Consider the following 21,903-nt stretch of genomic DNA (forward strand, 5'->3'; position numbering starts at 1 on the left):
GATGAAAACATGGCAGATATACACTCTAATTGGCCTTGCGGCATGTATAACCTTGATGCAAGCATGGACCACTTACCGTATGGTGCAATCAGAGGCTGTATTCCCAATGAAAGCAGTTCAATATCTAAAGAAGAAAGAGTTTGATAAACAGTTAAATACATCAAAAATAACTACTTATTACTGGAGAGCTGTCCCAAAAGATCAATTGACGGAAGAATATGTACAAGAAGAAATAGACAACGATGACCTTGTAAAAAAGGGGAGTGTTGATTGAGATACTGTTGAAGATAATCTCCACCAATTACTAGATCCTATTTACGATGAAGAATATGTCGGTACTTTGTACGAAACTGATAAAGATGTAGTTATCGTTTACAAGAAAACAGAAACAAGCCACGTTACCACGGAAGACTCTTTCTATCATGATCCTAATAATCCAGAGGATTGTGATCCGTTCAAATAATCTTTCCTACATTCCTCTTGCAAACCCCATGCAATGATATTGCATGGGGCTTTTGTATGGCCTGAAATATTGGAACAAGGCTGTTGCCCGTGTGTTATATTAAGCACATGGACGCAAATATCACTCGCTGGGTGAAGGGGGGACTTGTGGAGTGACGGAGGCCGCCCGGATACTTGGTTACAGCCAGGACACCGTGCGCCGGATGATTGAGGACGGCGAATTGATCGGTTGGCGTGCCAGGCGCGGAGGCCGTAAATTTTTGATGTACAGGGCGCAAGTAAAAGATGTCGCATCCAGGGCACAGGCTCAGGCGGTGCAGTATGCGCGGGACATGCAGCAACTGACGCTTCCCCTTTAATTTTGCCGCAAATGCCGCAAATACAGCTTTTGCGGCAAACGCCGCATTTGCCGCAAACGCCGCAGCACCATCCGGCAAGTGGGCTAAACTGTCCACATGAACGACGCGCAAAAACAAGATTTTAGAGCTGTAACGGATAGTGGAACGCATGACGAACAAGCCCTCACCCCGGCGTCGGGAGACGCCGGGGTGAGTGAGCCGGAGGCGAACGAATCAAACGCCGGGGCAGCTACCACGCAGCAAACGGCAAAGAATAATACGCCCTGGTATTTGAGCCGGACATTTTGGATCAACGCTGCCGCCCTGTTCTCTTTATTGGTGCCGGCAGTAAGGGATTGGCTTGAATCCAACCCTGTGGAATTTACAGCCGCCCTTGGGGCGGTCAACGTATTGCTCCGGTTTGTGACCGTGGGCAAGTATCAACTTGCGGAGCCGACCGGTGATCAGGATGGAGGCGCAGACAAGTCAGCGCCGAGAGCGTCCCATACATCCGGCGCCGGCGGCTCCGCTCTCTTGCTGATGATCGGCATGTCCCTGGTCATGATGACCTGGGCGTGCAGCAGCACGGACAAGCAGACTGCCGCCAGCGTGGCTCTTACTGACGGCCGGGTGGTGGTCATCCGTGGCGGGTCTTCCCTGGTGGTGGATCGTGACAACCACAGCGTTGCCTGGTCCCAGTCCACGCCGGAGGTGGTTGTGGCGCCTCCCGTGGTACAGGCTACTTCCAAGTAACCGGACTATTAACTTTAACTAATAACTATCAACTAATTGTGAAAGTAGCACTGGACATAGGGCATTGCTCCACGGGCGACCAGGGCGCAGTGAGCCGCGACGGCCTGGCAGAGCATCCTTTTTGGGCGCAGTACACGCCGGCAATCGCCAGGGAACTTGAAAAGCTGGGGCACCAGGTGCGCGTCTTCCGGCGCGAGGATTACAGCCGCAGCATCAAGAATGAATGCGTGGCCATCAACGCCTGGGGGGCCGATGTGGCGGTAAGCCTCCATCTCAACTCCGCCGATAGTCCTGCCTGCAAAGGTGGGCATGAGGTGGTGCATTACGACGGCAGCACCAGAGGCATTGCCCTGGCCAAAGCGATTGACGCGCAGTTTGACCTGATCGCGGAGCTGGCCGACCGCAACATACGGACGCCTTATGCCAACCGTGGCGACGTGTTTTTACAGGGCACCGTCTGCCCGGCTGTGATAGTTGAGGGGGCTTTCCTCTCCGTGGAATCCGATGTCAAATTTATCCGCAAAAAGGGTGAGGTACTGGCCCAGGCCGTTGCTCACGGCATCCATGCTTACGCAGTGCAATGTGGGGCGTAATTGCAGAGGCGGCGGCCACCATGGACGCCGGAGCGGTGGGCCAGATGCTAGCCTACTTGATGGGAGCAGGCGTGATCGGCGGGGGTGGGTACGCGATGGGCAAGGCGCGTAAGTCGCCCCAGCAATCAGAAGATGCCCAACGCGTTTATCTGGAAGATAAATTCGCCACCCGTGAAGAAGTTGCCGAAATCAAGCAACAACACCGGGCGGAGGTGTCCGACCTCCACGCGCGCCTAACCGGCATCACGGTCAAGCTCAATGAAATGTACGGACAGCAAAACATGATGATCGAAATTCTTAAATCACGGAAATCACTATGAACCAACATGCCAAGGTTAAAATCGCTATCCTGCGCAGTCTCAAGAGGATGCCCAAGACCTACACGATGCGCGACGAAGCATTGCGCGCGGAGGTCTGTCTGGACGTTCAGCCGCGCCCCACGCTGCTGGAACTGGAAGATGCCCTTACGGACCTGGAACAATCCTCCTGCATTATCGGCACCCGCAATGATCTGACCGGGGAACGCAAGTGGATGATCACGGATGCCGGCATATTGCAGCTTGGACAGATATGACTATCCCGGATGCCATTGTCTCCGTCGCCTCCATGGCTTTCAGCTTAACTGCTCTCTATTTATTTTTCAAATACCGATGAAGAAACTCCGTCAGGACAGCGTAGCCGCCAATCTGCCGCCCTATCTCCGGGACGCGGTGGATGAAATGTTCTTTGCCGGGACGACCTACAAGGCTGTGCAGGAACGGGTGGCGGAAGACGGCATCAGCTGGAGCCTGACGAGCATCGCGCAGTATTACCACAACCACGTCCAGCCGCTGATGGCGACACGCCGCAAGGACATAGCCGCCAAGCTCAACAAAATGGATGCCTCCGACCTGGATGAGGCTACCTTGCAGGCTGTGCGCTCCACGGTGTTTGACCTGGCTACCTCACCAGGTAGTGACCCCAAAACCCTGAAAACTCTGTTCGGCATCGTGCAGAGTTACGCCAAGGGAAAGCTGGAATCCTCCCGCCTGCAACTGGACATCGACAAATGGCAGACGATGGCCGCCCAGGCACTGCTGGACAAGGCGCTTTCGCCGGAGGTCCAGGCAATCGTCAATGGCGAGGGCAGTGACGCCCAGAAGGTGGCCATGCTGCGCCCGCTGCTGTTTGGCAAGGCACAAACAATCACACCGGAATTTATCAATGGATAAAGGCAACTCCCAGCCCCTGATCAATCTGCTTACCTTCCAAGAAGTGGCCTTTTGGCTGCGGCTGCGCACCATGTTTTTCTTGTGGGCTCGGCAGCGCGGCAAGTCCTACCTTATTGCCGCCAAGGCGATAGACCGCATGCTGGAACGTGCTGGACGGAGTTGTTATTTTGTCAGCGCCTCCATAGCCACGGGCAAGGAAATCGTGGAAAAGGAAGCTCAAATCTGGCACGACGCGCTGGCCAAACTGCGAGAAAAGCAGGAAGCGCTGGGCAAGGAACTGGGCGGCAACGTGGTGGACAAGAGATCCCATCAGCTGCTGGCCGTGGATGACCTGGCGGAACTGATGGACAAGCAGGCGGCCCAGGTGCGCATCTACCATACGCGCACCTCTTACAGCCGAACCAAGATTCTGGCCCCCAACCCGGACACGGCGCGCGGCTGGACCGGAGATGTGTTTGGGGATGAGGTCGGGTTCTGGCCAGACTTCCGGGCGGTCTTGGACGCTGTGGAGCCGATCATCTCCCGCAATCCTGATTTTCTGATGTGGATGTTCACGACGCCCCCGGAGGACGACAAGCATTTCACCTATGATTTTCTCAACCCCGGCCCGTTGGAATTCACGCCCAACGCCCAGGGGAATTTTTACAAGACGGAGGCCGGCTATCCGGTCCACCGTGTGGACATTTTTGACAGCGAGCTGGCGGGCCTGTCCCTGTTCGATCCTCTCTCCGGCAAGCCGGTGGCGTTTGAAGAATACCGCGCCCACGCCATGGACAAGGCATCTGCCGATCGCAACTATGCGCTCAAGTTTGTCCAGGGTGGCCAATCCGCCGTGCAGCTGGCGTGGATCAACAATGCCATGTACAAGGGGGCGCAGTGCTGCACGGGCATTGATCTTAGCAAGGAGGTACTGGCAGCATGATGGATTTAAACAAACTCATCCCGCCAACCTGGGCGGAACACTTGAAAGGCGGCAAGGTATGCCTGGGCCTGGACGTGGCCAGCACCATTGACGACAAATCGAACCCCAGTGCCCTGACTGTCACGGAACAGTGGGAAGGCATCTTTTACGAACGGCTGGTCGTGCGTTGGAAAACGGATGACATGGACGTGATGAAATCCATAATCCGGCATGTACTCGACCCCGTACCAAAGTCTTACCGCAAGGCGCTGGTAGTGGATAAAAGCAACGAGAAATTTGCGGCCAACAAGCTGCGCAAGATGCTGGCGGGAGAAATCCGCGTGATTGGGTTTGCCGGCAATAACTCCGTGATTTTTGAAGGGGAGAAAACCGACGCCAAGACGGCCATGGGATCGGCCTATTGCGCGGCACTGGAAGACGGCATCATCGCCATGCCGGCGGGCAAATGGCTGAGGGATGATCACCGGCTGGTGAAGCGCAACGGGGCCAAATTCGAGTGCAAGCCGGACAAGAACGGCAACCACGCCGACACGTTTGATGCCGGCAAACTGGCCTACTGGGGATTTATAGGCAAAAGCTTTGTAGTAGTTCCCCCTGAACCAGGACGGCGCGACGTGAACAACTCCTGGGCACAAGCTGCTAATCAGGCGGGCCTGTGGAATAACCAAAACCTTGATGAAAGACCGTTTGCATGAGCCGGAACAATAAATTCAGAAAGGGAGGAACTTTGGGCAATCTCACGCTGACACCGGCACAGGCTGCCCGCCTGAAAAGCGACAGCAAGCCGGTGGTATTTTCCGAGCAGGACTTGCGCGACATCCTGGGCGACCAATCCCGGCACCTGTCCTATACGCCGCCCCTGGACTTTTTGAACATTTCCACGGTGCGCTCCTGTATGAATGAAGCCCTGCGTGGAGCGTACGCACAGGTGCAGTGGATATGGGAACAGCTGGAACCGGCCGATGCCGTGTTGGCCAGTTGCGTGGAAAAGCGGGACACCGCCCTGAAAAAGCTACCCTGGCGCATCGTCAAAAAGAAAGGCCTGAGTGATCTGGAAGATGCTATTGCGGACGCCCAACTCAGAACGGCCAAGGACTTTTGCAATGCCGTATCCAATATGGACGAAGCAATCGCCGCGTTCGGTCAGGCGTCATTCAGGCATTTCCGCCGGTTGCAAATGGTGGAGACATCCCGTGAATTTGTGCTCCAGGTGACGGATAACTGGAATTGGAGCCGGGACGGCTACAACGGGGAATGGCAATGGAACCCACGCGCGACGTTTGGGACGGCGCGGGCGGAAAAGGTTCCCGTGCCGGAATGGTCCATCCTGACGCGGCTCTGCCCGCGTCCCATTGACCAGGTGGCCATGATGCTGTGCCTGGACCGAAAGAACGCCAAGGCACAGTGGATGACCTGCAACGGACGTTACGGGACGCCCCCGTTTTTTGTGATCATGCCGGAAGGAACGGATGAAGACACCAAGACGCTTTATCTGAAAATGGCCATGCAGTGCATCAGCAACAGCTGCGGCACACTACCTCCCGGTGCTGATGTCAAGGCCGTGAGCGTACCGGCCAGCACACCGGACATGTTTTTAAAACTGATCGACCTCTCCACCCAGGAACTGGTGCTGCGCTCCACCAACGGCCAGATGACCATGCTGACCGCTCCGGGGGCAGGAACCAACACGGAAACAGGGTCCACGCACGAAGACGGCTTTGACGATTTGGCAGCGGCCGAAGGAAAGGACATTTCCGGCGTGCTCAACCGGGGCATGGTGCGACCTATCATCGAACAATGGCACCCCGGCCAGGAAATCTACGTGGAACTGGAAATCAAGCACCCGGAAGCAGACGACACGGTGGCTAGCGTCACCAACATTTCCCAGCTGGCCGGAGTAGGTTACAGGACACCGGACGATCAAGTGCAGGAATTGACCGGGTACAACGTCACCACCCAGGCCATGCCGGGAGCCGACGGACTGGGCTTGCAGTCTCCTATGCTGCGGGATATGCACACCCGTTACGCCCCGACCATGCTGTGGCCGGCAGCGCGTGAAGCGTTTGACCAGTCCTGCATGCGAAAAGACTGCAACAGCCGCACCCAGGAACCGGCATTGAGCAAGGATGAACTGGACGCCCTGCGCCGTATGGCGGAGGTGCCGGGAGTGGGAGAAGTGGCCAGACTGGCCGAAACGCTACAAGCCCCCTTAAAGGCCGCCATGGACACCGAGGCGCAAGACGGCCCGCAAGAGCCGGGAAACCCCGTTGCAACCCCGTTGCAAATCGCAAATTTGGAGGATGGCGGCGAAAGGAAAGACACCAACGGGAAGATGAGCCGGTCGGAAGCGGCCAGGCACGCTGCCATGGTGCGCTGGGGGAAGGAAGGAAGAATCGGACGGAACCGTGGCATTGGCCGCGAGGGGGAAGGCAAATCCACCCGTAGCAATACGCCGCTGAAAGCCGGGCAGCACGCGTCAACATCCAACAAGGTGGACGCAGTGGAAAAAGCCATCACCAGGACGGCCAGGAAAGGCGGTAGCGTGAAAACTGGTGTGAAGGTCGGCAAGAAAGACCTGACGGTGGATGGAGGGCATCCGGACTACTACGGAGCCAAACACGCGAAGAAGCATATAGACAAAGGAGAGACAACCGCCCGGAAAGCAGCCCAGGCCATTGTCACGGGCCAACGTTCCAAGGATGGTGACGGAGTAGTGGCACGAGGCAAGAAAGGCTCCAAAGCGGTTTTGTTCAACGACGGAAAAAAACAGATCAAGCTGAATACGGCCTACAAAGACAAACGACCATAAAAGAGAAAGGCCCGGTCATGAACCAGGCCCTACGGGCGGATAACACGGGCTTTGACCCCAGTTTACTTGCTCAAGCTAATGCGTCACCGCAAGAACAAGTTGCCGACCGGACTTTAACTTTAACAAGCCATAAGCAAATAACAAGAGCAAATTTAAGACATGAAAGTGATACCATTTAAAGATGCGCCCCATGCGCCCTATGAACTGGGGAAAGTGCCGGATGCCGGATGGTTTGCGGTGGAACCAACCTGTGAGTGGACACCTAAAATGCAGGATGAACTGCGGCGAGCCTTGAACGATCCTTCCGACACGGTGTACCAGGCACGGCTGGATGCCCAGGGATTGATGATCCTGGAAGACAATTTTTCTTTAGAAGACACCGACGGGCGTGGGCTGCCCACCTCCGAGCAACACAAATTTGAAAAAGCGTTCGGCTGGGTGAAGGCACTGCACGCGGAAGGGGATATGCTCTGGGCCTGGATTGAATGGACACCCAGGGGACACCAGGCCGTAAATGAAGGGGAATACGTTTTCTTTTCGACAGAATACGATTACCCGGATTTTGAAGTGATCGACACCCGTGTGGTGGCTCCGGTCCGGCTGGCCGGCCTGAGCGTAACCAACTACCCCAACCACAAGGGACAACTCCCGATGACCAATTCTCGCAAACAAGCAAACCGAGATAACCAACAAGACAAAGACATGAAACCGACTAACAAGACCCGCACGGCCATCACCAAGCCGAAGCGCGACAAGAACAGCGAGCTGGACCAGACGCCGGATGAACCGACCGAGGAACAGACGCCTCCCACCCCTCCGGCCCAGGAGGACAACAACCCCGCCGACACGAATTCGGACACTGATCCGGATGACCCGGAAAAGGACACCAACGACGACGGAAGCACTGCCGTAAACATCCTGATGCAACTCGCGGAAGAGATGAACCTGGACGAATCCGCCAACGCGGAGGACGTGCTGGCCGCCGTCCAAGGCCTCAAGTCCAAGGTGGAGGAACTGACCGCCGCTCTGGCTGCCGCCAACGCATCCGGAGGACCGGACACCAACAGCCGCAAACGGCGTTACCCGAACCTGGCTCCCCTGCGCGACGTCAACACGCGGATGCTGGGCCAGAAACCCAACCGGGATGTGAGCGTGCGCATTAACGGAATGAGGCGAGACGTGAACACCCAGGAGAAAGCCATGACGGACTACTGCCAGGGCCGCGTGGATAAAGAAGAACACAAGCTGGGACGTCAACTCAACTCCGCCGAATACGCCCGCGTCTGGCGCGATGCCCGCCAGGACTACCAGGACGGCCAGCGCTAAGGCATCCGGCAACAACCAACACACCAACACACGAAAGGAAACCAACCATGATCGTCTATGACAAGCCGGTGCTGCGCCGGCAATACACGGAGGAAGCCAGCAAGCAGGGCCACCTCCATGAAGGCAAATTTGCCTCCATCAATGCTGCCGGGGAAATCGCCCTGGAAGATAACGACACAATGCCCCATGGCGTGATTAGCGAGCCGGACGGCCAGCTGCGCTCCATGTTGGGCAACCGGACCGGGGCATCCCTCATCCTGTGGTCCAGCCAGTCTATCGTACAGGCCCAGCTGGGAGAAGAACCCGGCACCATCAAGATGAATACGCCACTCAAGCGTAACGCAGACGGAACCGTTTCCGCTTCCTCGGAAACCGCCGGCGACCTGATTGTGGGTTGCTCTGTTCAGGACGTGGCCACCACCAAGGCCGGGCAGCTGATCAACGTGATCATGTGTAAGCCCTACAAGGTGAAGGCCGCCTCCGCATAACATCATTATTAACTTTTAACCATTAACTGATATGAGCACAAATTACACTTACTGTTACTCGTTGCACCAGATGGTGGTGGGCTGGTTCCGCCGCTCTCCGGTCAATCCATTATCCTTTATCGCGCCGTCCGTGAAGGTGGACGGTGACAGCGGGACGTATGACTATTTTCCCCAGGGATATGCGTTCCGTCGCGTGGACACCTCGCGCGGACGCCATCAATCCGCCCGCAGCCTGGATCTGGTTTGCACACCACGTCCATTTGCCCTGGAGGACCACAGCCTGCGCATCGGCATAGACGATCAGGATTTGCACCTGTCTAGGGAAGAACTGGACGCCCGCCGCTCCGAAGTGGCCGCCCTTAAAGCGGAGGCCAGGACGGGAACGCTTCTGGGCGTCTGGCAAAGATCCATGATTGCCGACGGGTTTGACCATTTCCGCAGCCAGGTTCAGGCGCGTTCCGGCGTGGGCAACTGGTCGTCTTCCTCCGCCGATCCAATGAAGGAACTCAAGGACGAGATTGACCGCATGGAAACCCAGGCCGGCATCAAGCCCAACCGCATTCTGATTCCGAGCAAGAAGTGGGATGTGCTGGGGGCCTCCCCCGCCATCCTGGATGCCATCACCTACAACAGTGCCAGGGAACTGACCATTGACTTGTTCAAGCAACTGCTGGGCGTACATGCCGCCGACAATCTCCAGGTAATGGTGGCCAATGTCTCCGTTGGCAAGGATGAAGCAGGACCAGCCGTGGAGTTTGAAGGAACCAACTTGCTGGGTGACGACGTATGGCTGACCTATGCCCAGGAGGGAATGGCCGTCGGGGACTTCTCCGGCCTCAAGGTATTGAGCGCCGGCGGCGACGCCTACGCAGAAAACGTAGAAAGTTACTATGAACGCGGCATTCATACCACTTGGTACGAAATCAATATGAAGCATACGTACGCCGTAACGGCTCCGCCCTGCGTGAGCCGCCTGACAATCAGCTGATCATGGCCTCCCGCTTCCGTTGCGGGAGCGGGAGGCAAAGACTAACAACAACTAAAAGACCAAATCATGATGACAAAACCTGATACCAGCAAGACCAAAACATCCGCCCCCATGGCTGCCCCTCAGGGCGACAACACCAAACCGGCAGACGGAGAACCCACCGGACCCAGCATGACCAAGCAAGAAGAGGATTCCCCTAAAACGGAAAACAGAGAAATTAAGGGACAGGAACCTGTATCATCCGCCGCCACCTTGCAAACAGCTGAACCTTCCCGCGTAGAAATTGCCGCGACGATTGCCTCCGGTCTGGTGGCTCACGGACGTTATGCTGCACTGCTGCGCGACGAGCGCATGATCCACGAGCTGGCGGCCAACTCCCTGCGGGTGGCCGATGCCCTGATCGCCGCCGCTAACCCCCAAGCCTGACTGTTGCATGAAAGCCTGGATTGAGCTGACGATAGATGACCTGGCCCTGGTATTCAATGCCAAGGAATTGGCCGTTGTGGTACCGTCCGGCCCGGATTCCGCCAATACTTGGACGCTGGACACCCTGGACGACGTGACGGCCATGGTCCGGGAATCCATCGCCAGCAATCCGGCCAACGCGCTGGACGATGACCAGGCAACCATACCGCGCACGCTACGCGCCGCCGCGATGGACATTGCGGCGGTGCGCCTGCTCAAACGTTACAGCATGGCCATCACCGACGAGCGGCGCAAGGCGGCGGATGATGCCGCCGCACTGCTGGCCTCCATTGCCAGGGCGGAACGCAAGGTGATGGGGCCGGACGGCAAGGTGCATGTGCCCGCTTCCCACAAGCCGGCCATCGTCGCCCCGTCTCCGGCCTACGGCAACGACGGCACAGGCTGGTATCCGGAGCCATGATGCGAGGCATCATGGCAGGTAATAGTTAATAATTATCAGGTAATAGATTATGCCCGCTCCCGGTCAGTTTATCCTTAACAAGCAAGTCATCCCGTCCGAGTTGCGCAGCCGGGAATGGGAAGCTGCGCGCGTGGATTACTGGCGTATGGAGCGGGCCTTTGTGATGGCGGGCAAGGTACGCTTTGAGGATGCACAAGCCTGCCGCAATGCGGCGGCCACGCTGGCCAATGGGAAAGTGTCACTGATTGAGGCGCGCCGGATGGTCCGGGCAGAACTGGAACGCTCCGGCTACCGTCCCTCGCCTGGGACTGCCGGCACGATTAAGGATATTTACACGCCGCGCCGTCTGGACGTGACGTTGAAAACCAATGTCAATATGGCGCGTGGCTATGCGGAAAAGAACCGGCTCACGGGCAATGCCATGTACCCGGCCAGTGAGCTGCACCGCAACCGTCAATCCCGCGAGCCCAGGGACTGGCAAACGCGCTGGAACGAAGCCGCCGCCTCCGTCAACTATGAAGGTGTGGCCAGGGACGGTTCTTTCATTGCTCTGAATGATTCTCCCATTTGGGCGGCATTGTCCCGGTGGCGAACGCCTTACCCACCTTTTGACTACGGTAGCGGCATGTGGTGGCGTCCTGTGAAATGGAGTGTTGCCGAGAAAAAGGGCCTGGTAACGGACGAAGACATGGAGCGCATCGAATCCCAGCGGCCGGAGTCGTTCAACCATGATGTTGCCTTGGACGCCAATGTCCGGGATGAAGACCTGGGCGCAGCCCTGGCCGAACAGATGAAGGGCATTGCAGAATGGGACGGTTCCTCCCTGCGCTTGGTGGACCGCAACGGCACACGTCCCTATGATGCCGGAGAGATTGGCCGGGTGATCACCACCCAACCGCGCGAGGACGTGCCGGCATCTCTGCGCACCAACTACCAGGCCGACGCGCTGGCTGAATTTTTAAGCAATCCCGACGGCTTCCGCTCCACTGCTGCGGAAAACCACGCGGGGCTGGATATGATTGAAGACGTAGCGCGCCTGTTTGGCCGGATTCTTCCCGATGCCGCTCCGGAACTGGAAACATCCCTCACCCTGACAGCGCAAGACATGGCAGCCCTGCAATCCGGCGTCTATCGCGTGCCGCTCACGGTGGCAGCTGTGCCTGCGGTTCCCGTGGGGAGTGCGTCCCCTGCCTCCGGCAACGTGCGCCTGGTGGTGCAAGGCGGCAGCAGCGCCCGGCGCATTGACTTGGCGGCGGCGGCCATCGGTCGCCAGGTGACACCCGGCAGCCGGGTATTGTTGGGCGGTACGGCGTACCGCGTCACCGGCATCGACACGGCCACCAGGCCGGCAACCATCACCGTACACGAATTATGATCAGTCTTAATGTGACCATTACGGGCGGCATTGCTTTGAAGCTTGGGCGCAAAGAACAGGCTCAGGTTAATGAAGCCATCGCCCTGGATCTTCAAGACAACCTGCGCACCCGCTTTGAGGATCGTGGCGGACGGTCTTTTTGGTCGGACGCGGCGCGGGCCACCGTCGTGGAACCGGACGGCGAGGACCGGCTGGCCGTGCGTGTGTATAAGCGCGGTGTCCGGCACCAGTGGCTTGGTTCGGAAAAAGCCCTGGGCGGCCCGTTGCGAGCTAGTGGACGCCCGTCGGAAGTGACAGGAGAGCCGACCAAGAATCTGGCTATACCCACCGATGCCGCCCCGTATGGGTTGAGCATCCAGCAGGCGGGGCTGGGGGAAGCCTGGTGTTTGTGCCTTGCAAGGGGCCTGTAACGGGGGTGCTGGTTGGCGGCAAAGATGTGCCCGTCACGAGGGGACCACGCAAGGGGCAGACCCGGCGCATGGCAGACCCACAAAGCCCCATCTACTACATCCTGATGCGGGAGGTCACTATACCGGAACACCCGGATGTGATGCCCGACGAGGGCGAAGTGCGCAGCGTAGCCGGGGAAGCCGTGCATGATGCCCTGGAGTTTTTAAGCAGAAAGAAGAAATCATGAAAAAAGCGCCCAGTTACCTTTATGCCCGCAAGTTGGTGGAGCATTTACAGGGGGATACAGACCTTGCCCCGCTGGTGATGCCCGGCATCTTTGACCGCGTGAACCAGTGTGACCTGCTCCTGATGACGGCTGACTCGCAATACTGCTGTGTAGCTGTCACACCAGGCGATCCGAACAATACGGACCAAGCGCAGCGCACGCGCACCACACGGATGGATTGCCCGATGGTGGTAGGTATCTACATGCAGCAGGAAAGCCTGCTTCCGCCAGGGTATGAATCCGTGGATGAATATCTGGCCGACGTCGCGGCTACGATCATCGGACGGGTGCAGAACTGGATGCGTGACGAAGAGGACAACCAGGAAGAACCGGTCGTCATTGGCGTAACGCCGCTGGATTTGAGCAAGCTGGAAAAAATCAAGAACCTGGTAGGCAAGGCCGTCGTGCTGGCCCCGAGACTTTTTTATTAACCCTGAACCATAAATAAACCATGGCAAAAGTAGAAACCAAACAGGAACAGGCTCCGGCAGCAGCCGAGGGGGAAGCAAAGCAGGAAACCGCCGTCAAGGTGCGCATCCTCAAGATGGGAACCGAGATTGACGGCTGGCGCTTTGCCGCCGGCGCGTCGGTGACGGTAACGGCCAAACAAGCCGAGGACCTTATAGCCGATAAGGCCGCCAGGCGTGTGTATTAACTTCTGGCTCAACTATTAAATAAGAAAGACTAAATATCATGAGTGAAGCAACAAGACGAGTGAACTACCTGATTGGCGGCATGCCGGTCAGGATTGCCAAATTCGGAGCGACGGACGGCAGCAAGACGGTAGGAGCGGACGCATGTCCGGCAATCCCCACCTCCGAAGCTCCCGGCCCCTGGCTGTATCTGGGAAAAATCAAGAGCGGACAGGTGGAGCAGGTCAAAAAAAACGTCCAGATTGAGGGCGTGAATGACGCCACCGGCATGTATGAGACGGAGGATGTAACCATGGTGCAGCAGTACAAGCTGAAATTCACCACGCAGTACATTGCTCCGGAAGTGATCCAGCTGGCTTTTGGCGTGGCCGATGAACTGGCGGACAACCAGGAAGCCGTGCCGTTTGTGTCCAACGGAGAAATCAGGGTCTGGCTATATGGCCGCCTGACGGATCACTCCGAAAACGGCAAGGAACTGATGGAGTGGTGCGTCATGGGCAGATTGCGGCTGACGAATACTCCGAATTTCGCGTCCGACCCGGCAACCGCCGAATGGGAATTGAGCATTGAATACAGCCCGCTGCAAAAGCTGACGCCCAAGGCGCTGGCATCTCCGGCGACGGCCTGATGAAAACCCGGAGGGCGGAGGCTGACAGCTGCCGCCCTCCACAACCTCACGAGACATGGAACTGGTGATTGATGGCAGAACAATGGCGGTCCGCTGGCCCTCCGGTGTGCCGGTGACGGATGTGTCCCTGGTGCTGGGCGATACGGTGCCGGTGCGCATCCGTGTGGATCATGCACTCACGGATTGCACTCCGGCGCTGGCGGTCAAGCAGACGATAGGCAGCGCCGATCTGGTCATGACCGTGACCGCGTTTACCCGCCAGGATGACTGGCAGGAAGCGTCCTGGGTGGTCAATACGGTTCCGCTCCAGGAGGCGCTGGACAGTGCGGACCGCGTGGAGCTGGTGGGCGAGGTGGTGCTGGTGGCTCCGGACGGAGCGCAGCACACGTCCCGCCCGATCCGGGTGACGGTGCGCCGGGACATCCTGCCGGCGGATTACGCGCCGCCCGTCGAGGTGCTGGCCGACTGGTCCGATCTGGTAGCAACCGCCCTGGCCGCGCAGCTTCCGGCCGCGCTCAAGGATGCGGGAGTGGAATTGGAAGCCGCGACCGGGCAATCCACCTTGTCCAGCGGAGACGCCGCCGACACCTGGACCATCGTCGGAGGCTATGCGATGACGTGGGGAGACGAGATACTGGCCGGGCATCTGCCCGACAGCTGCCGCCTGACGAGTATTTCAACCGTGTATTTTTTCACCGACCCCGCCCTGAATCAGTATTGCCTGCGGATTTGGCGGCTGACGGACGGAGCTTACAGCCTGATTGGCACCTCCGCCTATGTGTCCAACCTGTCCAGCGGCCAGACGGCCACGTGGGTATTTACGCCGGGCGTTCCCTTGACGCGCGGGGATGTCATTATTATCCAGGTGTGCGAGGGGACGGAGATGACGCCCTACGCGCTGGGCATGCACGCCGTACTTACTCCGTCCGTCCCTGGGCGTGGCCTGGTGGCGGAGGTGGCCAACCCGCCCGCCGTGAACGGCACGATGGCCCCGCTGATGACCGTGGTAGTGGACTATGACGACGGCATCACCCTGGGAGGGATGGAGCTGGCTACCGCGCGACAACTGGACAGCCTGGGGCGGGATGTGCGCCAATCTTCCGCGACCTCCGAGGCTGCGGCGCGGACGGCTGGCCAGTCCGCCGCTGCCGCGTCCAGGGCTGCCAATAATGCCGCAACATCTGCCACCAGTGCAGCCAACTCTGCCACGGCGGTCCAGCAGGCTCTGGCGGCCATACCTCAAGTAGATGATGCAGGCAACATGACGATTCCCGGAGGTCTGACGGCGGCGGGGACCGTCAACGCCAACGGAGGCATCAACATCCCGCTGGCCGTGGGGGCACCGACCGATACGGGCGCGGTTAATCGCTTTTATACGTCAGGATTGGCAGGAGCTGTATCAGCGTTGGTTCAGCCAATATACCTTAATTCCAGTTCGATCACAGTCGCGGGTTCCATTTCTAAATCTTCCAACGGTACTCTTGCCGGGTTGACGCAGCGTTTTTCGGTGGGCGCGGCTTCTGCCGGGTCCAATGCGTACGGGTCAGCGGTTATTCCCCTGACAGGGCCTAACGGCCAATTTAATTACAGTTCTGTCTGCGGATTTTCCCTTGCGGTCAATGCGACAGCCTTCGCCAAATTTACTTTTGGCATAGGGCGCGGCTCAAAAACCAACAGAACCGGGTTGACGATGGATTCTTATTCTATGATTCCGGGGAACGATCTGGCCGTCAACCACGGGGAAATCATCGATGTTACCATCAATACGCCTTACGATACTGTCCGCAAGGGATATGAAATCAGAGTAAGGGAAATCTTTTATGTATCGTCTGTTGGACACTGGCAGGTGAAGACGACAACCGTATTTCTTTCAGTAGGGACGAATGAGCTGATGCCGAACGGGCTGAACAGGCTTATTTACATGCAGAGCGGGCCGCCGAGTACAGCAGTGCGGGAGGAAAAGGCGGCTCTTTATATGGAGCTGGGAGGCGGCAGTACCAATACCCTGTTCAAAATAGCTTCTCTCCGCGGCTTCATCGCTTTCGAGGCAGGAACAGGCGTAAGCACTCTGATCATCGACGCGCGCAATGAGAAAACATATGCCCTTTCAGCCGACGCGGGCACAGGCACCAGGCACCTTTATTCCAATGGATTGACCAATCCAACCTATCACGCATTGGAAGCAATGGCCGTCAATGCTATTGAAGCCGAAGAAACGGCTGATTTTGAAGATATTAACATACCTCTCTAGTAATGAATAACGCAGAGATACAGATTCAGTTTCCGAAGCCCGGCAACTGGCAGGAATTCACCCTGACAGCCATTTATCAGGACAAGGGCGGATATAGACCTCCGGCGCGCTATACGCAGGACGATATACCAGCCGACCAGGCCCCGGCTATGCAGTCCGTCGTTACCGCACTGGTGGGATTGTCGGAGCCGTGGCAGGCGTCCCAGGTGTGGGCAAGGCTGGGAAAAGATGTCCTGACCCTTGCGGAGGATGGCGCCTATACAATGATTGATGCTGTGTCTTTGACCGTGGAGGCCGTCCATGTGGACACCAAAGGCCGCAGGATTTTTACAGTTTCGGACTACCCGGCTTTTGTGATCACGGAGCCCGCCGCCGTGGAGTTTTTCAAGCATTTCGCTACCAGCAATCTTTAACTGATTATGGACGCATACCGTTCTCAGGATACAGTGATCTACCGCCCGATCGGGGACGATGCCCCGGAGGCGGTGGCCTTGTGCAGTTACGGGGATGTGATGGTTTCCCTCGTGGATGTGGCGCCCTCCGTCCAGGTGCAGCGCGAGGCCGTGATCGGCAGCCGCTGGATGCACCAGGCGGCACGCGGCAATGCCGGGTTGCAGATGTCTTTTTCCCTGGCGCGGGCTTTCTGCACTTACGCCGCCGCCAGGGCATGGGGATTGGACATAGCGGAATTGCTGGCGCTATACCCGGAGGGCATGGTCACCTGGATGACCGCCTATCATGCCGGCATCCCGCAGCGCACGCGGGACTACCGCGCCACCCTTGACCATGTGCAGCCCTTGCCGCCGACCAATGATCAGCGGTATGGAGCCGCCGCGTTTTGGGGTGTGCTGGAAATTCAACTGTTCTTAACCGGAGACATTGATTGACCTATGGATTACGACGTAAGCATCAGCATTGGCACGACAGCGGATTTGAGCGGATTGAACAAGGCGCAGCAGGCCGTGGACGGTCTGGCCAAAGCTGCCGGCAAGGTTCCCGGCAGCTTGTTGTCCGGGGGCGTGGGTGGTACCACGGCCCCGGATTACACTGGGGCAGCCACCGGAGGCGGCATGTCCTGGCGGCTGGATGGAGCGGCGGAACTGGCCAATGCCGTCAAGACGATGGACGGCTCCCTCAGGCAGGCGGGCAAGAATTTCACCGTGACCTCCCAGCGCCTGGACAGGAGTGCATCCTTGTTGTCCCGGAGCATCAGCACGCTTATTTCCCTGCCCGGCAAGCTGCAAGCCTGGGGCAGCAATACAATGCAGTCCTGGGGCCAATTCAACGGCGGCCTGCAAAACCTTAAAAATGTGATCGGGCTGGGCAAGCAGGCATGGGATCTTGGCTGGTCTATAGGAGAAACGCTCAATGAGGCATTTGGCGTCAAGGCCAAGCAGATTGACGCCAAGCTGGCCGGCATCATCCAGGCTGCCCAGGACAAGCTGGCCCGCTGGCAGGATAGTATCAATTCCGCCCGTGCCCAGCACCGCGAGGACGCGTTTTTGAAGCAGGAGGCGGCCGGAGTTAAACAGGTGAACGATGCCTATAATGCCCGGCTGCGTACCATTGAAGCCATTGACCGCAAGGCCATGGCCGGGCTGGAAATGCAGAAGAAACTGCTCCAAATTGAAAACGAGAAGAACCGCAGCATTGTCAACCAGCGCCGCATCCGGGGCGAGATTACCGAATCCCAGGCGCGGGATGAATTGGCCAGAATTGATGCCAAAGACGCCAACGAACGCATGGACATGGAGCGCAGGCAGGCTGACCAGGCGGCACAGACGGCACAGGCCAGGGCGGATGCCGCCGAAGAACGCTACCGTAAACTGCTGGAGTTTTCCCGTTCTTCTCAATCCAAGCAACTGGTGGAAGGATTGAAGCCGATCCAGGTCATGGAAGAGGCCGATGCCGCCAAGAAAGCAGAAGAAGATCTTGCTCGCTGGAAGGCAATCCAGAAACGCCAGAAGGATGCTCAAAAGGAAATACAAGAGGCCATTAAAGACCAGGCACGCGCCGCCACCATGCTGCCCCTGGCAGGCGCTCCGATCGCGCTGGCACGCAAACAGGATGAGGACCAGGCACGGCAGGACTATGAGGCCGCTGTGGCTGCACAGCATGAATTCATGCGTGCCAGAGGGATGAGCTTTAACGAGACGGACAAGGGCAACGAGGATATGTTGAAAAAGAAGGCGGATCAGCGCCGGCAGGCACTGGGGAATTTATATGAGCGCATCAGCAAAACGGGGCTGGTAGGAGATTTGACGGGGATGAATGACGATGAACGGCGGGACGAGTATGTTCGGATTTTACAGCTGGTTCGTTCGACTATTGAGGATGACTCCGCCCGCCTGGAAGAAGCATTCCAGGAAATGCAGGATGCCAGGCAGCAGGCGGCGGAAGCCAGTTCCAGGCTGAGGGGGGTACTGACGGAGCATCAGGCCCAGACGGCGGCCAACAAGGCCGTAAACCAGGAGACGGCCAAGACCAACGCCCAGCAGGATGCCGTGAAACATACCGATGTGATGGCCTCAGCCCTGGAAGACCGGCTCCGCAAGGAAATTGAAATCAGGCAGAGGACCCAGGAGAAGCAGAAGGAGGCCCTGTCCAGGACCAATGAACGGCTGGATGCCAGCATGGACCGTTTCCAGCAGTATGCGGAGAACTTTGAGGGCAATGACGCCTTGGCCGCCAAGCTCAAGCAGTTTTCCGATATTTTCGCGCGGTTGAAAGCGTTGCCGCGCAGTGCCTGGGACAAGAAGGATTTGAAGGATGCCAATGATGCCGAGAAATTCGCCAAAGAACTTTTTGAGGCTGCCAGAATTCAACCAACCAGGATGAGAAGGGGATTGCCCAGGCGGCTATGCAGGCCATTAAGGCTTGGCAGGATGCCATCAAAAAAGAACGGGCCATCAAGAAAAATGATAAGGAATTGCGCGATCTGGAGCGCACTGCCCAGGATGTGGCCAATTTGTCCGGCAAGCTGCACGATGGCCAGGAGAAGGTGCTGGAGCTGGATGACTGGCTGGCCAGGATGCGCCGTAAGGTGCTGGGACGCTCCGGTGAGATCGCCAACAAGGAGCCGATAGGAGCGCTTCCGTACGCCGAAGAGACGTTGAAGAAGGTTCTTTCCGAACAGGGCGACGGGGGGACATCTGTGACTCAGGGCGAGCGCAAGCTGCTGGAACATCTTAAAAGCAGGCTGGAAAATGACGACCGGCGCCTGGAAGCAGGGAATGAGTTTAATGAGATGATCGGCCTGATTGACCAGATTTTAACCAGGTATTCCTCCGCGCAGTCCACCCAGGGCAAACTGTCCGGAGAAGTGGCCCGCCTCAAGGCGCGGCTGGATAAGATTGATTCCCAAGGAAAATTCGGACCGCGCAGATGAAGATTGTTGAACTTATGGACAAGGCCCTGGAAGACGCTTCTTACAGCTGGCAGAATTTTACGCCGATGCGCGTTTCCTGGCGGCAACTGGCCAGAAAACAGGATGAGGTGGCTCCCTATAAATATAAAGAGCCGGTGCGCATTGTCTGGAACGGTGCCACCATCATGGAAGGAACGGTCCGCAAGTGTTCCCTGGATCAGTCCGGCAATGCCTGGTACTGGTCCATTGAGGCTTGCGATATTCTCCAGCCTTTGGAAGCGGCGCTGTACTTTGGCGCGTCCGGAGCGTTGAGAGGGTCTGTAGGGGCGTCCTTTAAAGTCAGCTCCGGGACGGGGCAGGATGTGCCTCGCCAGATTAAAATTGCTGATGCGTTGCGCCGGGTGATGGAGACTGCCCGGCAGTATGGATTGCTTCCGCCCGAAACCGGCATTGATGTGACCGTGCCGACGACGGCCACAGCCTGGGATTCCTCCATGTCCTGCGATACTTATGCCGGCGTTTTGCGGAAATTGTTATCCCTGCGCCCCGGCATGGTGATGTGGGTAGACTATTCCGGTTCTGCCCCGGTGATTCATGTTGCCGATGGCGCGGATTTGAAACAGGCGCGGCTGGACAGGGTGGCCGACATTCTCTCCGAGATCATGCTGTACCCACGTCCGGATCTGGTTCCCCCGGCGGTGGGCGTTGTGTTGACGGCGGGCGACCTGGTGGTCGACACCCAGTCCTGGCCCAAGTGGGCCAGTCTGCACCAGGAGGGGTGTGTCACTGTCCAGATGGCCGCTCCGGTCAGCAGCGGGGACGACGGGGATGATACAGCCCCCAGTGAGTCTCCATGCTGGAATTTCACCAAGCCTGTGGTGGAGGTGAGAGGGGCGGATTTCCCTTCCGGGGCGGATGATGCCGCCGAGTGGTGGAAGAGCAAAATTCCAGGGTTGTCTGCCGTGTCCGGCGTTAAGTTCGGCTCCATCAAAAAAAACAGGGTTTCCAATGTTGAAGGAATGGACATGTCCAATTATTCTGCCGACGCGACAGCATTCGAGCATGTGGCCGGCCAGTTGTCGGAAGCCTGTAAGACCATTAAATGGAGCTACGTGGAATTCCGCCAGTTCGCCTGGATTACACAGCCTCCGCCAAAAGGATGCGAGATGCTGTTCCCCATAGAAAAGAACCGTGGCGGCCAGCTTTGTTATTGCAACTGGTTCACCTGGACTTGCCGCACCATCAATGTCAAGCGGCGCAAGTACAGAGCTGACAAGGAGGGTACAGACGGAGGGGATGGAGGCGGAGAACCGCCCTCGGGCAGCACAGGAGACAGCGCAGAGGAGCCGACCGTGCCTGACTATACTGCCGCGCTCCGGGATTATTACGACATTACCCGCGTGACGCCCTGGGAGGGCCAGGTGACGGCCCTGCATGCGATCAAGCCCCGTTTTATGGTAGGCCGCAAGCTGGTCATCAGCGGAGCCAGAGAGGAGTACCTGACGATGGACACGGTAGTTCAAAGCGTCAGCGTTGATGTGGATGGGGGCAGAACCTCCCTCCGCCTGGGTGCGCCTGGCCATTTGTCCCTCCAGGATATGATTGACCGGGTGCGGCAGATGGCTGCTGCGCAACAGGATTTGGATGAGGAACAGAATGGTTCGGACACTCCGGCGGCAGGATTGACCTGGGATATGGAGGCGTCACAGTCTCCGCCGGCTCCGACCGTCGGTCCGGAAGGCAAGATGGTATGGGCCACCGCCCCGGCTATTCCTCCTGTCTATGCGCTCCAGGTAGCGTTAGATTGGGATGATGATTTTTCCAATGTGATCGGCTCCAGGATGAGGGAGGTGTCCTTCTTAATGGATGGAAACAAGATCGGACAAATACCTGGCGATAACGGCGGCTGGAAAACGCTTGGTCAAACCAGCGGGGAAGTATGGGTAAACTGTATCGTCAACAAGGAAGGGGCCTTTGTGTCTGCCAGCGTAGGCACCCAGCAGGGGACGATTGATATTTACCCGCCGCTGACGGCGAAGGAAGGGGAAAAGGAGCAGTATTCCTATTCCTTCCACGTGGCGACAATCAAGGACAAGCAGGTGATACAGCATATGCTGGGCGATATACAGCTGCCGATTAAGGTGGCGAGTACCTATCCCGACGGCCCGGCGGAATAA

General features: G+C 57.8%; 27 protein-coding genes. All 27 read left to right on the forward strand.

The features are described 5' to 3' along the window. Nucleotide 1: 1 nt before the first annotated feature. The 27 genes from PVA48_RS15155 to PVA48_RS15285 all read left to right on the forward strand — a co-directional run bounded on the left by PVA48_RS15155 (nt 2) and on the right by PVA48_RS15285 (nt 21,903). Nucleotides 2-274 carry a hypothetical protein gene (locus PVA48_RS15155; RefSeq protein WP_423231993.1) on the forward strand — a complete coding sequence of 91 codons (273 nt, stop codon included), beginning with the start codon at nt 2-4 and terminating at the stop codon, nt 272-274. Nucleotides 275-614: 340 nt separating this feature from the next. After that, entirely contained in the window at nt 615-821 is a 207-nt protein-coding gene (locus PVA48_RS15160; protein WP_423231994.1) for an excisionase family DNA-binding protein, read from the forward strand. Between the two features lie 96 nt (nt 822-917). After that, nucleotides 918-1,553 carry a hypothetical protein gene (locus PVA48_RS15165; RefSeq protein WP_423231995.1) on the forward strand — a complete coding sequence of 212 codons (636 nt, stop codon included), beginning with the start codon at nt 918-920 and terminating at the stop codon, nt 1,551-1,553. Between the two features lie 38 nt (nt 1,554-1,591). Beyond that, the gene (locus tag PVA48_RS15170) at nt 1,592-2,146 is read left to right on the forward strand and encodes an N-acetylmuramoyl-L-alanine amidase (RefSeq protein WP_423231996.1); all 555 of its coding nucleotides are present in this window, start codon (nt 1,592-1,594) and stop codon (nt 2,144-2,146) included. Continuing rightward, complete coding sequence (locus PVA48_RS15175) at nt 2,134-2,466, forward strand: hypothetical protein (RefSeq protein ID WP_102734036.1); 333 nt, start codon at nt 2,134-2,136, stop codon at nt 2,464-2,466. The genes PVA48_RS15170 and PVA48_RS15175 overlap by 13 nt, the downstream gene beginning before the upstream one ends. Beyond that, the gene (locus PVA48_RS15180) at nt 2,463-2,720 is read left to right on the forward strand and encodes a hypothetical protein (RefSeq protein WP_128252880.1); all 258 of its coding nucleotides are present in this window, start codon (nt 2,463-2,465) and stop codon (nt 2,718-2,720) included. Before PVA48_RS15175 ends, PVA48_RS15180 begins: the two co-directional genes overlap by 4 nt. A 76-nt stretch (nt 2,721-2,796) precedes the next feature. Then, nucleotides 2,797-3,357 (forward strand): phage protein Gp27 family protein, encoded by a 561-nt coding sequence (locus PVA48_RS15185; RefSeq protein WP_423231997.1) that lies wholly within the window; start codon nt 2,797-2,799, stop codon nt 3,355-3,357. Beyond that, nucleotides 3,350-4,279 (forward strand): terminase large subunit domain-containing protein, encoded by a 930-nt coding sequence (locus tag PVA48_RS15190; protein WP_423231998.1) that lies wholly within the window; start codon nt 3,350-3,352, stop codon nt 4,277-4,279. Before PVA48_RS15185 ends, PVA48_RS15190 begins: the two co-directional genes overlap by 8 nt. Further along, on the forward strand, nt 4,276-4,974 hold the full coding sequence (locus PVA48_RS15195) for a hypothetical protein (protein WP_423231999.1): 699 nt from the start codon (nt 4,276-4,278) through the stop codon (nt 4,972-4,974). The genes PVA48_RS15190 and PVA48_RS15195 overlap by 4 nt, the downstream gene beginning before the upstream one ends. Beyond that, nucleotides 4,971-7,088 carry a phage portal protein family protein gene (locus PVA48_RS15200; RefSeq protein WP_423232000.1) on the forward strand — a complete coding sequence of 706 codons (2,118 nt, stop codon included), beginning with the start codon at nt 4,971-4,973 and terminating at the stop codon, nt 7,086-7,088. The genes PVA48_RS15195 and PVA48_RS15200 overlap by 4 nt, the downstream gene beginning before the upstream one ends. A 159-nt stretch (nt 7,089-7,247) precedes the next feature. Beyond that, nucleotides 7,248-8,414: a phage protease gene (locus tag PVA48_RS15205; RefSeq protein WP_423232001.1), complete on the forward strand. Its 1,167-nt coding sequence runs from the start codon at nt 7,248-7,250 to the stop codon at nt 8,412-8,414. Between the two features lie 47 nt (nt 8,415-8,461). Further along, the gene (locus PVA48_RS15210) at nt 8,462-8,902 is read left to right on the forward strand and encodes a hypothetical protein (RefSeq protein ID WP_423232002.1); all 441 of its coding nucleotides are present in this window, start codon (nt 8,462-8,464) and stop codon (nt 8,900-8,902) included. A 31-nt stretch (nt 8,903-8,933) separates the two neighbouring features. Then, nucleotides 8,934-9,890, forward strand: a complete 957-nt coding sequence (locus tag PVA48_RS15215; RefSeq protein WP_423232003.1) for a hypothetical protein — start codon at nt 8,934-8,936, stop codon at nt 9,888-9,890. 66 nt (nt 9,891-9,956) lie between these two features. Beyond that, the gene (locus tag PVA48_RS15220; protein WP_423232004.1) at nt 9,957-10,316 is read left to right on the forward strand and encodes a hypothetical protein; all 360 of its coding nucleotides are present in this window, start codon (nt 9,957-9,959) and stop codon (nt 10,314-10,316) included. A 7-nt stretch (nt 10,317-10,323) separates the two neighbouring features. After that, a complete protein-coding gene (locus PVA48_RS15225; protein WP_423232005.1) occupies nt 10,324-10,776 on the forward strand; it encodes a phage protein Gp36 family protein in 453 nt (150 codons plus the stop codon). A gap of 49 nt (nt 10,777-10,825) precedes the next feature. Next, nucleotides 10,826-12,151: a hypothetical protein gene (locus PVA48_RS15230; protein WP_423232006.1), complete on the forward strand. Its 1,326-nt coding sequence runs from the start codon at nt 10,826-10,828 to the stop codon at nt 12,149-12,151. Beyond that, a complete protein-coding gene (locus PVA48_RS15235; protein ID WP_423232007.1) occupies nt 12,148-12,561 on the forward strand; it encodes a hypothetical protein in 414 nt (137 codons plus the stop codon). The genes PVA48_RS15230 and PVA48_RS15235 overlap by 4 nt, the downstream gene beginning before the upstream one ends. A 68-nt stretch (nt 12,562-12,629) precedes the next feature. Continuing rightward, nucleotides 12,630-12,788: a hypothetical protein gene (locus PVA48_RS15240; protein ID WP_423232008.1), complete on the forward strand. Its 159-nt coding sequence runs from the start codon at nt 12,630-12,632 to the stop codon at nt 12,786-12,788. Then, nucleotides 12,785-13,258 carry a hypothetical protein gene (locus PVA48_RS15245; RefSeq protein ID WP_423232009.1) on the forward strand — a complete coding sequence of 158 codons (474 nt, stop codon included), beginning with the start codon at nt 12,785-12,787 and terminating at the stop codon, nt 13,256-13,258. The genes PVA48_RS15240 and PVA48_RS15245 overlap by 4 nt, the downstream gene beginning before the upstream one ends. Before the next feature lie 20 nt (nt 13,259-13,278). Beyond that, entirely contained in the window at nt 13,279-13,482 is a 204-nt protein-coding gene (locus tag PVA48_RS15250) for a hypothetical protein (protein ID WP_423232010.1), read from the forward strand. Between the two features lie 38 nt (nt 13,483-13,520). After that, nucleotides 13,521-14,108, forward strand: coding sequence for a hypothetical protein (locus PVA48_RS15255; RefSeq protein WP_423232011.1), 588 nt, complete (start codon nt 13,521-13,523; stop codon nt 14,106-14,108). 55 nt (nt 14,109-14,163) lie between these two features. Beyond that, complete coding sequence (locus PVA48_RS15260; RefSeq protein WP_423232012.1) at nt 14,164-16,359, forward strand: hypothetical protein; 2,196 nt, start codon at nt 14,164-14,166, stop codon at nt 16,357-16,359. Between the two features lie 2 nt (nt 16,360-16,361). Beyond that, entirely contained in the window at nt 16,362-16,772 is a 411-nt protein-coding gene (locus PVA48_RS15265; protein WP_423232013.1) for a hypothetical protein, read from the forward strand. 33 nt (nt 16,773-16,805) lie between these two features. Continuing rightward, nucleotides 16,806-17,246 (forward strand): hypothetical protein, encoded by a 441-nt coding sequence (locus PVA48_RS15270; RefSeq protein WP_423232014.1) that lies wholly within the window; start codon nt 16,806-16,808, stop codon nt 17,244-17,246. 3 nt (nt 17,247-17,249) lie between these two features. Beyond that, a complete protein-coding gene (locus tag PVA48_RS15275) occupies nt 17,250-19,445 on the forward strand; it encodes a hypothetical protein (protein ID WP_423232015.1) in 2,196 nt (731 codons plus the stop codon). Next, nucleotides 19,391-19,747 carry a hypothetical protein gene (locus PVA48_RS15280; protein ID WP_423232016.1) on the forward strand — a complete coding sequence of 119 codons (357 nt, stop codon included), beginning with the start codon at nt 19,391-19,393 and terminating at the stop codon, nt 19,745-19,747. Before PVA48_RS15275 ends, PVA48_RS15280 begins: the two co-directional genes overlap by 55 nt. After that, nucleotides 19,744-21,903 (forward strand): hypothetical protein, encoded by a 2,160-nt coding sequence (locus PVA48_RS15285; RefSeq protein WP_423232017.1) that lies wholly within the window; start codon nt 19,744-19,746, stop codon nt 21,901-21,903. Before PVA48_RS15280 ends, PVA48_RS15285 begins: the two co-directional genes overlap by 4 nt.

This window comes from Akkermansia sp. JRP_AM1, from assembly GCF_049262625.1.
In the GTDB taxonomy this organism is placed as follows: domain Bacteria; phylum Verrucomicrobiota; class Verrucomicrobiia; order Verrucomicrobiales; family Akkermansiaceae; genus Akkermansia; species Akkermansia massiliensis.